This window comes from Oxalobacteraceae bacterium OTU3CAMAD1, assembly GCA_024123915.1.
In the GTDB taxonomy this organism is placed as follows: domain Bacteria; phylum Pseudomonadota; class Gammaproteobacteria; order Burkholderiales; family Burkholderiaceae_D; genus Rugamonas.
This window is the reverse complement of record CP099650.1, coordinates 3107691-3121604: the sequence shown is the minus strand read 5'-3', so window position 1 is coordinate 3121604 and position 13914 is coordinate 3107691. Positions and strand designations below refer to the sequence as shown.

Annotated in this window: 12 protein-coding genes; 3 read left to right on the top strand and 9 right to left on the bottom strand. The window is 64.7% G+C overall.

The window, feature by feature from the left end:
- Positions 1–9: 9 nt before the first annotated feature.
- The 3 genes from NHH88_13525 to NHH88_13515 form a co-directional block, all read right to left on the bottom strand.
- Positions 10–1158 (bottom strand): efflux RND transporter periplasmic adaptor subunit, encoded by a 1149-nt coding sequence (locus NHH88_13525; GenBank protein ID USX16737.1) that lies wholly within the window; start codon positions 1156–1158, stop codon positions 10–12.
- A gap of 61 nt (positions 1159–1219) precedes the next feature.
- The gene (locus NHH88_13520) at positions 1220–2755 is read right to left on the bottom strand and encodes an efflux transporter outer membrane subunit (protein ID USX16736.1); all 1536 of its coding nucleotides are present in this window, start codon (positions 2753–2755) and stop codon (positions 1220–1222) included.
- 374 nt (positions 2756–3129) lie between these two features.
- Positions 3130–3291 (bottom strand): hypothetical protein, encoded by a 162-nt coding sequence (locus tag NHH88_13515; protein ID USX16735.1) that lies wholly within the window; start codon positions 3289–3291, stop codon positions 3130–3132.
- Here NHH88_13515 and NHH88_13510 point away from each other — a divergent pair.
- Complete coding sequence (locus NHH88_13510; GenBank protein ID USX17341.1) at positions 3242–4009, top strand: glycoside hydrolase family 6 protein; 768 nt, start codon at positions 3242–3244, stop codon at positions 4007–4009. The two genes, NHH88_13515 and NHH88_13510, sit on opposite strands and share 50 nt — an antisense overlap.
- 163 nt (positions 4010–4172) lie before the next feature.
- On the opposite strand, the gene NHH88_13505 is transcribed toward NHH88_13510, so the two are convergent.
- Positions 4173–4793, bottom strand: a complete 621-nt coding sequence (locus NHH88_13505; protein ID USX16734.1) for a hypothetical protein — start codon at positions 4791–4793, stop codon at positions 4173–4175.
- Positions 4794–5233: 440 nt separating this feature from the next.
- On the opposite strand from NHH88_13505, the gene NHH88_13500 reads away from it, so the two are divergent.
- Complete coding sequence (locus NHH88_13500; protein ID USX16733.1) at positions 5234–5848, top strand: VPLPA-CTERM sorting domain-containing protein; 615 nt, start codon at positions 5234–5236, stop codon at positions 5846–5848.
- A gap of 26 nt (positions 5849–5874) precedes the next feature.
- Positions 5875–9462, top strand: coding sequence for a pectinesterase family protein (locus tag NHH88_13495; GenBank protein ID USX16732.1), 3588 nt, complete (start codon positions 5875–5877; stop codon positions 9460–9462).
- A 3-nt stretch (positions 9463–9465) separates the two neighbouring features.
- Here the strand turns inward: NHH88_13495 and pcaD are convergent, their stop codons facing one another.
- The 5 genes from pcaD to benA are packed head-to-tail and all read right to left on the bottom strand — an operon-like array spanning position 9466 to position 13903.
- Positions 9466–10230: a 3-oxoadipate enol-lactonase gene (gene pcaD / locus NHH88_13490; GenBank protein ID USX16731.1), complete on the bottom strand. Its 765-nt coding sequence runs from the start codon at positions 10228–10230 to the stop codon at positions 9466–9468.
- A 3-nt stretch (positions 10231–10233) separates the two neighbouring features.
- A complete protein-coding gene (locus NHH88_13485; GenBank protein ID USX16730.1) occupies positions 10234–11019 on the bottom strand; it encodes a 1,6-dihydroxycyclohexa-2,4-diene-1-carboxylate dehydrogenase in 786 nt (261 codons plus the stop codon).
- A complete protein-coding gene (benC, locus tag NHH88_13480) occupies positions 11016–12041 on the bottom strand; it encodes a benzoate 1,2-dioxygenase electron transfer component BenC (GenBank protein ID USX16729.1) in 1026 nt (341 codons plus the stop codon). The genes NHH88_13485 and benC overlap by 4 nt, the downstream gene beginning before the upstream one ends.
- Before the next feature lie 15 nt (positions 12042–12056).
- Positions 12057–12536, bottom strand: coding sequence for a benzoate 1,2-dioxygenase small subunit (benB, locus tag NHH88_13475; protein USX16728.1), 480 nt, complete (start codon positions 12534–12536; stop codon positions 12057–12059).
- Positions 12533–13903 (bottom strand): benzoate 1,2-dioxygenase large subunit, encoded by a 1371-nt coding sequence (benA, locus tag NHH88_13470; protein ID USX16727.1) that lies wholly within the window; start codon positions 13901–13903, stop codon positions 12533–12535. The genes benB and benA overlap by 4 nt, the downstream gene beginning before the upstream one ends.
- Positions 13904–13914: the final 11 nt, after the last annotated feature.

Genomic DNA, 13914 nt, shown 5'->3' with positions numbered 1-13914 from the left:
CGTCCGTCCTCACTGTTCTTGCGGCGTCGGATTCGGGCTGTTGGCCGGCTGCACCGTGTTGTTGATCACGGCCGGCGTGCCGTTCTTCAGTTTCAGCTGGCCGCTGGTGACAATGGTTTGCCCTTCCTTGATGCCGGTGAGGACGGCCACCTGGTCGCCGCGCGTGGGCCCGGTGGTGACGAACACCTCCTGCGCCACCAGCTGCGGATTGCCCTTGTCGTCTTTTGGCGGCGGCTTGCCCTGCTCCGCCTTGGCCGGCGCCAGCACGAACACGGTCGATCCGTACGGGTTGTAGGTGATGGCGGTCTGCGGCAGGGTAAGGTATTTTTTCACCTCGCCCTGATCCAGGCTGACGTTGGCGAACATGCCCGGCAACAGCTGGCGCTTGGCGTTGGCCACCGTCGCCTGCACCTGCACGTTGCGGGTCGCCGCATCGACTTTCGGGCTGATCGCCGTCACCTTGGCGGGGAACGCCACGCCGGGCCAGGCGTCGCTGGTCAGATTCAGCTTCTGGCCGATCGACAGGCCGGCGATCTGCTTTTGCGGCACGAAGAAATCGGCATACACGGTGTCGATGGTTTGCAGGGTCACCAGCACGTCGCCGGGATTGAGGTACTGGCCCGGATTGACGGCGGTGATCCCCAGCTTGCCGGCGAACGGCGCGCGAATGGTTTTCTTGTCGACCAGCGCCTGCTGCTGCGCCACCAGCGCCTTGCGGCTCTTCAGGTCCGCCTCGTCGTTGTCGACCTGCGCCTGGCTGATGGCCTGCGCCGCCAGTTGCAGCTTGTCGCGCTTGAGCACCGTCGCCGCCAGGTCGGCCGCCGCCTGCAGGGAGCGCAGCTGGGCGATATCGGATTCGGCGTTCATCTCGAACAGCACCTGGCCGGCCTTGACCTCGTCGCCGGATTTGAAATTGACCTTGCGTACCAGGCCGGCGATCTCCGTCGTCACGTCGACGCCGCGCACCGGCACCAAGGTGCCGACGGCGGTGAGCTGCGGCTGCCATTCCACCGCCGGCACCTTGATGGCGGTGACCACCTGCGCGCCCGGCTTGGGCGAGCTGGCGATGAGCTTTTGAATCTGAAGGTATTTTCCGAATGCCAGTACGGCGATCAGTAGGATGACGCACCCTACCATGATGAGCATACGCTTGGTCATGAATCAGTCTCCTGCGTTTTTGGATGTCCGAAGAAGTACGGTGCCGCTTTTAAGATGGGCGCTACGGGCTGTTGCTGATCGACGGCGCGGCCGACACCGGCGTTGCGGCCGGCACGCCGTCGGCGCGGTTCCACCAGCCGCCGCCCAGCGCCTGGAACAGCGCCGCCGTATCGGCGTAGCGGGCGGCCTGCGCCTGCACCAGGTTGATGTGGGCCTGCTGATAGCTGCGCTGCGCGTCGAGCAGCGACAGATAGCTGATCGCGCCCAGTTTGTATTGTTCCGTGGCCAGCGCCAGCGATTCGGCCGCCAGCGCCTCCGCCTCGGCCTGCGCCTTGAGCGCCTGCGCGTCCGAGTCGAGCGCGCGCAGGCTGTCGGCGACGTTCTGGAACCCCGTCAGCAAGGTCGCGCGGTACTGCGCGGCGGCCGCGTCGTACGCCGCCTCGGCTGCGCGGCGCTGGGCGCTCAAGGCGCCGCCGTTGAAGATAGGCGCAGCCAGGCCGGCTGCCAGGCTCCAGACCGCGCTATTGGCTTCCAGCAGGTTGCCGAAGGTGGGGCTGGAGGCGCCGTAGCTGCCGCTCAGGGTGAACTGCGGATATTGCGCCGCCGTTGCCACGCCGACCAGCGCGCTGGCCTGGTGCAGCAGTTCCTCGCTGGCGCGGATGTCGGGCCGCTGGCGCACCAGCGCCGATGGCAAGGACACCGGCAGCGTCTCCGGCAAAGTCAGGGAATCGAGCGAAAATTCCGGCATGCCGGCCTCGCTGGGCAGCTTGCCTGCCAGGACCGAGAGCTGGTGGCGGCTTTGCGCCAGCGCTTTTTCCAGCGGCGGCAAGGTGGCCGCGACCTGCGCCACCTGGTTGCGCTGGCTCAGGATCGTGGTGCGCGGGATGGCGCCGTACTCGAACTGCTTCTCGATCACGCCGAGCTGCTTGTTCGACGCGTCGAGCACTTCGCGCGTGGCCTGGATCTGCGCGCGCAGCGAGGCCTCCTGGATCGCCGTCGTCACCACGTTGGCGCTCAAGGCCAGGTAGGTCGCCTCGACCTGGAAGCGCTGGTAATCGACCGTCGCCCGCGCCGCCTCCAGCGTGCGGCGCGTGGCGCCGAAGACGTCCGGCGTGTACGACACGTTGACCGAGGCGTTATACAGATTGAAGACGCCGGGCGCGCCGCCGGTGCTGGCGGCGTTGGCCTTCTGGCGCGACACGCCGAGCTGGCCGTTGACCGCCGGCCAGACCAGGTTGCCCGCCTGCGCGGCATAGTTTTCCTGCGCCTGGCGCAAGGTCGCCTCGGCCATCGCCATGTTGGGGTTCTGCGCCAGCGCGTTGCGGATCAACTGGTCCAGCGCCGGCGAGCGGAACACCGTCCACCACTGGGCCGGGATGTCCTGTCCCATCGAAAACTGCTGGGCCGCGCCGCCGGTGGGGGATGCGGGCGCGGACGCGGTGCGCGCCGCGAGCGGGGTCGGCGTGTAGCCGTCCGTGGCGGCCGCCGGCGGCGCCGGTGTCTGGAAGTCGGGGCCCAGCGCGCACGCGCTCAAGCCGGCCGCCAGAGCCGCCCACGCACACCCGCGCAAGACCAAACCACTATATTGTTTTGCCATAACAAGCTCCCGTTATGTCCAATATCGCAAAATCGTCAGATAGGCATTTGACCACATGTTCATTTTTTATGAAACCGTTGTCTTTTTTGTTGTCAGTGCGGCATTGTGTTGTGCGGCTGCAATTGAAACATCTGGGTATAATTTTTGACAATTCCCGCGTAGGTGCCGACAAACCTGTCGCCGCGATCACGGGACGACTCTGAGGAAATTATGATTAAAAGCATACTGAAAGCGGCAAAGCCACCCCTGGCCTTCCTGCTGCTGATCGGCAGCGGCGCCGCCAGCGCCGCCCCGAGTTGCACCGTGACCTAACCGGCGCCGGGCGCGATCACCGTCAACGGCGCCAACTGCGTCGACACGACGACGCCGACCAATCAGACGCCGCCGGCCGCCTCCTCCAGCCTGTACGTCGATCCGCAGTCGAGCGCGGCGGTCTGGGCCAGGAACAATCCGAGCGACGGCCGTTCCGCCGATATCGCCAGCCGCATCGCCAACCAACCGGGCGCCAAATGGTTCGGCGGCTGGAGCGGCAACATCGGCACCGCCGTCGGCAACTACGTCGGTGCGGCGGCCGCCGCCAACAAGATTCCGGTCCTGGTGGCCTACAACATTCCCGCGCGCGATTGTGGCCAGGCCAGCGCCGGCGGCGCCGGCTCGCTGGCGGCCTACCAGGATTGGATACGCGCCTTCGCCACCGCGCTCGGCAACCGCCAGGCGATCGTCGTGCTCGAACCTGACGCGCTGCCGCAGCTCGATTGTCTCGACGCGAACGGCAAGGCGGCGCGCGTGCAACTGTTCCAGTATGCGGTGACGCAGTTCAAGAACCTGGCGACGCGCACCTCGCTGTATCTCGACATCGGCAACAGCAGCTGGCTGGCGCCGGCCGAAGCGGCGACCCGGCTGGCCAACGCCGGCATCGCCAACGCCCACGGCTTTTCGCTGAACGTGTCGAACTACCGCACCGATGCGGAAAGCAACGCCTATGGCGTGGCCGTCAGCAACGCGCTGCAACAGCAAAAAGGCTATGGCAAACCGTTCATCGTCGATACCAGCCGCAACGGCAACGGCCCCAACGGCACGCAGTGGTGCGATCCGGCCGGCCGCAAAATCGGCGTGCCGTCGCGCATCAACGCGGCGGGTAGCCAGCCGGAAATGACGTTGTGGATCAAGTCGCCGGGCGAGGCGGACGGTTGCGCGGCGGCGGCCGGCGCGTTCTCGCCGGACCTGGCCTATAAGCTGATCTACGGCTATTGATTAATACAAACCCAGCACACTTTAGCGAGACGCTTGCGTTGCCACTTAGGGGTCGGACCCAGAGGGGTCCGACCCCGGTTGGCAGTACGGGTTGGTGTACGCGAAAAAAAAAGGCTTTGCCACGACGGCAAAGCCTTTTTTATGGATACCGAAAGTGTCGGAATCAGGCCAGCGCGGCCGCCACCACGCCGTAGGCGCGATTGGCTTCGGTCAGCGAGAACGCCGATGGGCCGTCGACCAGCGCGTCGGTCGAGCGCTCGCTGCTGCGATAGGTGATCGGCAACTGATAGCGGCGGCGTTCGTCTTCGCTGATCTTGCCGTCGTTGTCGAGGTCGGCGGCAGCGTGTTCCTTGCTGCCCACGCCCAGCACGCCGTCTTCGCCCACGCCAGGCAGCGGCTCGGGGGAAACCAGGTTCTCCGGCATGCCATTGTCCAGGCCAAACTTCGCCTGGAAGATCTGTGTTTCCGGACGCATGGCCAGACGTTTCAGGCCGTCGTCGAATTGTTTCAAGGCTTCCTTCAGACCGGTGTCATCCGACTCGGTCACGGCCTTGACCATGGCGCTGGCCTTCTCGGCGGCGCTGACGGTGTTGCTGGCCTCGCTGGAATCGACTTGCGTCGGCGCGTTAAACCCAGGCAGCGACAAATAAGAGGCCACGGATGCGTTCAGCTCGAAACTTTGCGAATCGTTCGATGGATCAGGCTTTTTGTTCGGGTCGAGCGCGGCCTCTGCAACAACTGCTGCAAACCGGGTGGCGCCACCTATGGCATTTATCATAATCATCATCGACTCCTGTTGGGAGATTCCTCACAGCACAATTCTATCAATAAATTTACCCGCAGGCACCATTTTTAGCGGGTTCCAGCGCTAAATAGTTGATTTTTCACACGAAATAACACTGCTCTGATCGTTAAAATTTATCGCTTTTCGATTGTCATAGTTTCTATTCATAGATGCAAGTTGCAAGGTGCTAGCCGATGTTGTTTTATTGGCCAGTCCACCTTGCGGGATTGGTCAGACCACCGTAGAATTGATTGCAGGAATTGGCAAACTTACATCGCCGTCCTGTGCGCGACCTTCCGCACTACCTTTACGACAGATTTTTGACCAACCACGAGCTCGGCGCTTCCTGCGTCCTCCTCGCGGTGGCACGGCATACGCGAGGTGTGCCGATCGGCGACCGGCAAAGACCGGCGTTGTTGAACTCAATATCTGGAGACAAAATGCACACCTCACTACACAAAGCCGTGGCCGCCGCATGTTTCGCGCTGGCCGCCGGCGCCGCGCACGCGGGCGCCGATCCGCTGCACAACGCCATCATCACCGCCAGCTACAACGGCCAACCCGGCGGCATGCTGGGCGCCGACCACCTGTTCGCCGATGAAGCGGGCAGCAATGTCAGCGGTCTCGATCCGATCGAGCCTGGCACCGAATTCCTCACCAGCGACTTCCTGCTGGGATTCGATTTCGCGCCCGACGGCCGCCTGACCATCTTCAACAACGGCGCCCTCCCCGTCGGCGCCTACAGCGCCACCTTCGATTTCGGCACCACCCTGGCCGCGCCCATCGTCGGCTTCAGCGTGCTCGATGCGGGCATCACCACCGGCATGCCGGTGCTGAACATCGTCAACGGCCACACCATCTCGATCGATCTGTCCGATGTGACGTGGAACGGCGATTTCAGCGCGCTGACCACCCGGATCGCCTTGCAAGGACCGGTGGCGGCGGTGCCTGAACCGGCAACCGCCTGGATGATGATGGCGGGCCTGGCCGGCGTCGGCATGCTGGCCCGCCGTCGCCGCTCCGGTGGCAGCAATACCGGCACGTCGCCACGCTAACAACGCCCTTTTACAAGGAGCTTTACATGAAACTGACTCGCTTCAGGGCCGCGTTACGCCTGTCCTGTTCATTGCCCGTCCTGCTGTCGCTGATGGCCGCAACCGCCGCCGGCGCCGCCGCCATCGATCCCGCGCTGCAAACGGCGCCCGCCGACGGCTTCGCCGGCCAGGCCGGCGGCACCGTCGGCGGTTCCGCTGCGATCCCGTCGCAGATCTACACCGCCACCAATCGCGCCGAGCTGCTGGCGGCGCTGCGGCGCGGCGCCGCCAACCCCAAGATCGTCAAGCTGCGCGGCACCATCGACATGAGCGAAGGCGTTCCGTTCGCGAACACCGGCGACCAGGCCAGCCGGGGGCTGATACGCCTGCCCAGCAACACCACCCTGATCGGCGAAGGCGCCGGCGCCGGCATCGTCAACGGCCATATCGTCGTCGCCGGCGTGTCCCAGGTCATCGTGCGCAACCTGAAGATCGTCAACCCCTGCGATGTCGGTCCGATCTGGGACCCGAACGACGGCGCGCTTGGCAACTGGAATGCGGCCTTCGACGCCATCGGCGTGACCACCTCGGATCACGTCTGGATCGATCACAACACCTTTACCGACGGCGCCATGACCGACGACAAACTGCCGATCGAGAATGGCCAGATCAAGCAGTGCCACGACGGGGCTGTCGACATCACCAAGGCGTCGGACTTGGTGACGGTGTCGTACAACGTCTTCGGCCAGCACCGTAAAAACAACCTGATTGGTTCCAGCGACAACGACCCGGCAGACGCGGGCAAGCTGCGTATCAGCTTTAGCAACAACGTCTTCCGCGACATCGTCAGCCGCGCGCCGCGTGTGCGCTATGGCCAGATCCACATGTTCAACAACTACTTCGTCGGCAGCAAGGCGAACCCGGTCTATCCACACGAATATTCGATCGGCGTGGGCCACGCGTCGCAGATCGTGTCGCACAATAACGTGTTCGACATCGCCGGCGCCGCCGGCGTTCCTGTCCGCTGCGACGATGTCATCGAACCAATAGGCGGCACCGTCCCCGGCGCCTTCAAGGACACCGGGTCGGCGCTCAACGGCGCCACGCTGACCGGATGCTCGGTGCCGAACGGCGTCGCCTTCACGACGCCGTATGCCTATGCGGCGCGTCCGCTGGCGCTGGTCAAGGCCAATGCGCTGGCGCAGTCCGGCGGCGGCAAGCTGTCGACCGCCATCAGCGGCAGCGGCGACGTCACGCCCGACGCCACCGTTACCCTGAACTGCCCGCCGTCGGGCCTTTACTTCTGCGACGACTTCCAGAACGGCGGCACCGCCAACTGGAACCTGTTGCCGGTCGCGGGCGCCAACGGCAGCTTTAGCGTCAAGGCGGAAAGCGTCGGCGCGACCAATCTGGTGATGCAGTACACCGCCGCATCGACCGGCGGCGTGCTGGCGCTGCTCAAGCCAAGCGCGCTGGGCGCCGTGCCATCGGCGGACTACTACGTCGAGGCACGCATCAAGCCGATGACCAACAGCACCACCGGCAACAAGCAGCTGTATCTGATCACCCGCTACAAGGACGCGACCAACTGGTATGGCGGCGGCTTGAATGTGCAGAACAGCACCGCCACTACGCAGGTCGAAATCGCCCGCATGCTGAACGCCACCTTGTCCCGTCCCAAACAGGTGCGCAAGCCCATCGCGATGGATGCGCAGTTCTACACCGTGCGCTTCGAAATGATCGGCACCTCGCTGACGGTCTACCTGGATGGCGAAGCGCTGGGCACCGTCACCGACGCCTCGTTCGCGGAGCGCGGCCTGGTCGGCCTGTACACAACCAACAAGTCGTTCCAGATCGACGACGTGCGCATCGGCGACCCATCGCTCAAGCCCTCGCAGCTGACGCTCAATCCGGCGTCGCTGACCTACATCGCCGAAGTGGGCGACACGCCGCTGACCGTCAACGTCAACGCCGTCAAGCCGGATGGCGCGGCTGACACCTTCAATGCGGTTTCCAGCAAACCGGGCGTGGCCGCCGTCGCCACCAGCGATGGCAAGTTGACCATCACGCCGGTCGGCGCGGGCACCGCGACCATCACCGTCACCAGCGGCTCGGACCCCACGCTGCAGCGGACCATCGCGGCCACCATCAGCCCCCAGTTCGTGCAGCCGTCGCAAGCCTACCCGTTGAACGGCGCCACGCAACCGGCCGCCGCCGCGCCATCGGCCCACGTCGATTCCGCGCTCAAAGTGACCTTCGACAGCCCGCCGACGCTGGGTGCGGGCGGCAGCATCCGCATCTTCCGCAAGGCCGACGACGCGCTGGTCGATGTCATCCGCCTGTCCGGCGAGACCGACATGCTGGGCTACGCCGGCCAGGCGGCGATCCGCAAGGTCAATACCACGCCGATCACCATCAACGGCAACACGGTGACCATCAAACCGCACAGCAACAAGCTTGAATACGGCACGGAATACTATGTCGCCATCTCCAACGGCGTGTTCACCGGCGCCTCGCTGGGCGGCATACCGTTCGTCGGCATCGGCAAACTGGGCGACTGGTCGTTCACCACCCGCACGGCGGGACCGGCGCCGGGCAGCGCCAGCGTGACCGTGGGCGCGGCCGACGACGCCGACTTCAGCACCGTGCAGGCGGCGCTCAATTACGCCATGAAGGACGTGGCGGCCAACGATCCGCTGACAATCACGGTGCGCAACGGCACGTACACGGAACTGCTTTACCTGCGGGGCAAGAACAACGTCACCATCGTCGGCGAAAGCCGCGACGGCGCCGTCATCCAGTACACCAACTACGACAGCCTGAATAGCGGCACCGGCGGCAGCCAGTCGCCCGACAGCTCGGCGACATCCGGCGGCCGTTCGGTGATGCTGGTGGAGGCGGCGGACATCCTGACCATCGACACGCTCACGTTGCGCAACACGACGCTGCGTTCCAGCGCCATCTCGGCGCAGGCGGAGGCGATCTACTTCAACAACGACAGCGGCCGGCTGGTGGCGAAGAACGCCGCCTTCCTCAGCGAGCAGGATACGTTGAACCTGAAGGGCTATGCCTGGTTCTACCGCAGCCTGGTGGCGGGGAATGTGGACTTCATCTGGGGCGGCAGCCGCGCGGCCCTGTTCGAGGAAAGCGAGATCCGCTCCGTTGGCGACACCACCAGCGCCACCGGCGGCGGCTACATCTTGCAGGCGCGCGTGCCCAACGCCACGGACAAGGGCTTCGTCTTCCTTAACAGCCGGTTGACGCACGGTCCCGGTCCGGGCCCCCTGCACGGCGACGTGCCGGACGGCGCCACCTGGCTGGCGCGCAGCCCGGGCGGCACCGCGACGTGGGACAACATCGCCTTCATCAACACGAAGATGGATAGCCATGTTGCCGCAGCCGGTTGGGCAGGCGCTGGCGTCAACGGCCAACCGGCGCCAAATCCGGTCGTGCCGACGGCCGCCAGCGGCTGGCGAGAGTACGGCAGCACCACGTTGGGCGGCGATCCGATCAACCTGGCGGCGCGCGTGGGCGGCTTCCAACTGAGCGCCTCGGATGTCGCCGCCGGTTTCGCCAACCGCGCGCTGGTTTTCGCGGCCTGGAACGGCGGCGCGGGTTGGGACCCGCAACCTTGATAACTACCGAAGGAAGGTCGCAAGCGCCTGGTTGAAGGCTTCAGGCGCTTCGATGTTCGAGATATGGGACGCGGCCAGCGTGACGGTGGCCGCGTCCTTTATCTGTTGCTGCATGAAGGCGGCGTCAGTTGTGGTCGTCACCGGGTCTTGCGATCCGGCGATGATCAAGGTCGCGTTGGGTATCGTGTGGATTTGATCGCGCAGATCGGCCACGGCCAGCGCTTCGCAGCAGGCGGCGTAGCCGTCCGCACTGCCCTGCCGGATGGTCTCGACCAGCGCCGCCACCTGCTCGGGCTCGCGGGCGATGAAATCCGGCGTGAACCAGCGGCCGGCCGCGCCATCGGCGATGCCGGCCAATCCCTCTTCGCGCGACGTCCGTGCGCGCTGTCCCCAGCCATCCGCCGTGCCGACGCGCGCGGCGGAATTGGCGATCACCAGCTTGTCCATTCTGTCATACGCATACACACCGAGCCACTGCGCGGTCAAGCCGCCCATCGACAGCCCGCAAAAGTGCGCATGGCTGATACTCAGATAGTCCATCAGCGCCAGCACGTCGCCGCCCAGCTGCGCCAGCGTGTACGGGCCGGCGGGACTGGACGAGCGGCCATGTCCGCGCGTGTCGTAACGGATCACGTGATAGTGCTTGCCGAATTCGCGCGCCTGCGCGTCCCACATCTCCAGTGTCGTGCCGAGCGAATTGGAGAAGATCAGCGCCGGCAGGCCCGGCAAGCCCTCGGTTTCGTAATGGATTCCATTTGCGACCGGCATGGGCTACCCCTGGTCGCCGCCACCGACCGGCAAAACCGTGCCGGTGATGTACGACGCTTCGTCCGACGCCAGGAACAGGATCGCATTGACTTGCTCCGCGATGCTGCCATAGCGGTGCATCCAGCTGCTGGCGATGGTCTGGTCGACGATGCCCTGGTACCAGCGCTGTTCCTGTTCGCTCAAAGGCTGCGGATTGCGCGGCACCTTGCGCGGCGGCGCCTCCGTGCCGCCGGTGGCCACCGCGTTGACGCGGATGCCGTCCTGCGCATGTTCCATCGCCAGCGCCGCCGTCATCGCGTTGACGCCGCCCTTGGAGGCGGAGTAAGGCACGCGATAAATACCGGTGGTGGCGATCGACGACACGTTGACGATGGCGCCGCGCTGCCGCCCCACCATATGCGGCAGCGCTGCGCGGCACGACCACATCGTCGGAAACAGCGAGCGGCGGATCTCGGCCTCGATTTGCTCGGGCGCGTATTCCTGGAAAGGCTTGGCCCAGATGGTGCCGCCCACATTGTTGATCAACACATCGACCGCGCTAAACGCCGCCAGCGCGGCGGCCACCATGTTTTCCGCGCCCTCCCACGTTTCCAGGTCGACGTTGACGGCGACCGCCTTCGCGCCGTCTGCGCGCACCTCAGCCAGCACCTCTTCGATCAGTTGCGAGCGGTCGGCCAACACCAGTTGTGCGCCCTCCTGCGCCAGCGCCAGCGCAACGCCGCGCCCGATCCCCTGCGCCGCGCCGGTGACGATCACCGTGCGGCCTTCGAAACGTCGCGCGCGCGTCATGCCGCCACCTCGCTGCTGGCCGAGAATTTCTCGAAGTAGAAGTTGGCCGGTGTGACGCCGCACTCGCCCAGCCAGCGCTTGACCGCGTCGACCATCGGTACGGGTCCGCACAGGTAGACATCGACATCGCCGCCATTGAGCCATTCCTCGTCCACATGCTGCGTGACGTAGCCTTTGCGCGGATGCGCGCTTTCCGGCGCCGCCACGCAGGTGCGGTAGGTGAATTGCGGATGCGCGGCGGCGATGCGTTCGAGCGCCTCCAGCCCGACCAAATCCACATCGTTGGTCACGCCGAACACCATGCGCACCGGCTGGGTGAAGCCAGACGCCGCCAGCACCGCCAGCATCGACAGGAACGGCGCGATGCCGGTGCCACCGGCCAGCAGCAGCAAGGGCCGCGCCACCTCGCGCAGATAGAAGCTACCATACGGCCCGGAGAAGCTGATCGCCTGCCCGGCCGTGGCCTGGTGCGACAGGAACTCGCTCATACGGCCGTTCGGCACATTGCGAACGACGAAATCGACCTGCCGACCGCCCGGTGGGGAGCTGAAGGAATAGGAACGCGTCAGCGTGGTGCCCGGCACGTCGACATTGACGTATTGGCCGGACAGGAAGTCCAGGCTGGCCGCCGCATCCAGTTTGATAGAGAAGCCGATGGTGGTGCTGGAAAGCTGCTTCACCTCACCGAGGTTGCCGGTGTAGCGCGACACGCCCGTCTTGCAGGCGGCCGACGTGGCCGGGATGCGCACCACGCAGTCCGACGTCGGCTTCATCTGGCACGCCAGCACGTGGCCCTTCGCCGCGTCTTCCGGCTCCAGCGCGTCCTCGATATAGCTCGATTCCGGCATGTCGTAGCGGCCGGACTCGCAGAAGCCACGGCAGGTGCCGCAGGCGCCGTCGCGGCAATCCAGCGGAATGTTGACCTTCTGCCGGTAGGCCGCGTCGGCCAGCTTTTCATTCTCGTTGCATGAAATGAAGCGGGTCACCCCGTCCTCGAACTGCAGGGCGATGTTGTAGCTCATCGTCGTCTCCTGGTGTTATAAGTGGTAGATGTCGATCACCTGGTTGATGTAATCGTTTTTGAGCACCACGTACTTATTGAGTATCAGCGGGCGCTCGCCGGAAAAATCGATGACGTAGCGCGACATGCCGAAGTAGCTGAAGTCCGTCTTGTAACGATGGCTCAGCGTGTGCCAGTTGAAGCGCACCGTGTAGCGGCCATCCTCGCAGGACTCGATTTCCACGTTGGCGATATTGTGGCTGGTGCGGGTGTCCGGCATCGTGGCGCTGGAGCGCTCGGTCTTGATGCGGAACACGCGGTCCTCCAGGCCCTGGCGGGTCGGATAGTAGATCAGCGAGATCTCGCGCTGCGGATCGCTGACCAATTCATCGTCGTCGTCCCACGCCGGCATCCAGAACTGCGCGTCCGGGTGGTAGCATTCCAGCCACTCGTCCCACTGCTTGTCGTCCAGCAGACGGCTTTCCTTGTAGAGGAAGGCGCTGATTTTGTCGATCATGCCGCCTCTCCTTCGGCCTTGATCGCCTTTTTCATCACGTCCAGCCAATAACGGTGCTGGATTGTGTACAAGCCCTCGTCCTCGGTCTTGACGCCGCTCAGGACGGGCGCCAGGCCGATTTCCCTGGCTGCCGCGTCGGCGCCCTGTACCCAGTGCGTCGAGCCCCGGCACATGTCGTTCCATTCCAGCGCGCGGCCGTTGTAGCCTTGCTGGCAGGCGCGGAATTCCTCCAGATCGTCCGGCGTGGCCATGCCGCTGACGTTGAAGAAGTCCTCGTACTGGCGGATGCGCCGCGCGCGCGCCTCGTCGGATTCGCCCTTCGGCGCGATGCAGTAGATCGTCACCTCGGTCTTGTCGACAGAGATCGGGCGCAGCAAACGGATTTGCGAGCCGAATTGGTCCATCAGGTACACATTCGGGTACAGGCATAAATTGCGCGAGCGCTCGATCATCCAGTCGGCCGTGGCGCCGCCGAACTGCTCGGCGTATTCGGCGCGCTTCGGATAGTTGGGCCGGTCCTGCGGATTGGCCCACTGGGTCCACAACAGCAGGTGGCCATGATCGAAGGCATAGAAGCCGCCACCCTGCTTCCCCCAATTGCCGGCGTCCATGGCGCGGATATTGTCCGGCCGGACTTCGTTCAGGTCCTTGCGGCGGTTGGTGGTGGCCGCATAGTTCCAGTGCACCGCCGAGACGTGATAGCCATCGGCGCCATTCTCTGCCTGCAGTTTCCAGTTGCCCTCGAAGGTGTAGGTGGACGAACCGCGCAACACTTCCAACCCGTCGGCCGACTGGTTGACGATCATGTCGATGATCTTGCCCGCCTCGCCCAGGAACTCGGCCAGCGGCAGCACGTCGTCATTCAGGCTGCCGAACAGGAAGCCCTTGTAGCTCTCGAAACGCGCGACCTTCTTCAGGTCGTGCGAGCCCTCCTTGTTGAAGCAATCCGGATAGCCTGCGCCTTCCGGGTCCTTCACTTTCAGCAGCTTGCCGCTGTTGTTGAAGGTCCAGCCGTGGAACGGGCAGGTGTAGGTGGCCTTGTTGCCGCGTTTGTGGCGGCACAGCTGCGCGCCACGGTGGGTGCAGGCGTTGATGAAGGCATTGAGCTCGCCCTGGCGATTGCGCGCGATGAACACCGGCTGGCGGCCGATGTGCGTCGTGTAGTAATCGTTGTTGTTCGGGATCTGGCTTTCGTGGGCCAGGTAAATCCAGTTACCCTCGAAGATATGCTTCATCTCCAGTTCGAACAGCTCGGGATCGGTGAAGGCGCTGCGATGGAGGCGGTAATCGCCCTTTTCGTGGTCTTCGACCAGATAGTTGTCCAGGTTCTTCGGCCCGGCCTTCTTCTCGACGTGAATCGGAATCATGATCGCATCTC

Coding starts and splice junctions, on each gene's coding strand:
- NHH88_13500 (USX16733.1), top strand. CDS start 5,234: ATGCACACCTCACTACACAAAGCCGTGGCCGCCGCATGTTTCGCGCTG.
- NHH88_13520 (USX16736.1), bottom strand. CDS start 2,755: ATGGCAAAACAATATAGTGGTTTGGTCTTGCGCGGGTGTGCGTGGGCG.
- NHH88_13515 (USX16735.1), bottom strand. CDS start 3,291: ATGTTGCCGCTCCAGCCGCCGAACCATTTGGCGCCCGGTTGGTTGGCG.
- NHH88_13525 (USX16737.1), bottom strand. CDS start 1,158: ATGACCAAGCGTATGCTCATCATGGTAGGGTGCGTCATCCTACTGATC.
- pcaD (USX16731.1), bottom strand. CDS start 10,230: ATGCCGGTCGCAAATGGAATCCATTACGAAACCGAGGGCTTGCCGGGC.
- benC (USX16729.1), bottom strand. CDS start 12,041: ATGAGCTACAACATCGCCCTGCAGTTCGAGGACGGGGTGACCCGCTTC.
- NHH88_13505 (USX16734.1), bottom strand. CDS start 4,793: ATGATTATGATAAATGCCATAGGTGGCGCCACCCGGTTTGCAGCAGTT.
- benA (USX16727.1), bottom strand. CDS start 13,903: ATGATTCCGATTCACGTCGAGAAGAAGGCCGGGCCGAAGAACCTGGAC.
- benB (USX16728.1), bottom strand. CDS start 12,536: ATGATCGACAAAATCAGCGCCTTCCTCTACAAGGAAAGCCGTCTGCTG.
- NHH88_13485 (USX16730.1), bottom strand. CDS start 11,019: ATGACGCGCGCGCGACGTTTCGAAGGCCGCACGGTGATCGTCACCGGC.
- NHH88_13495 (USX16732.1), top strand. CDS start 5,875: ATGAAACTGACTCGCTTCAGGGCCGCGTTACGCCTGTCCTGTTCATTG.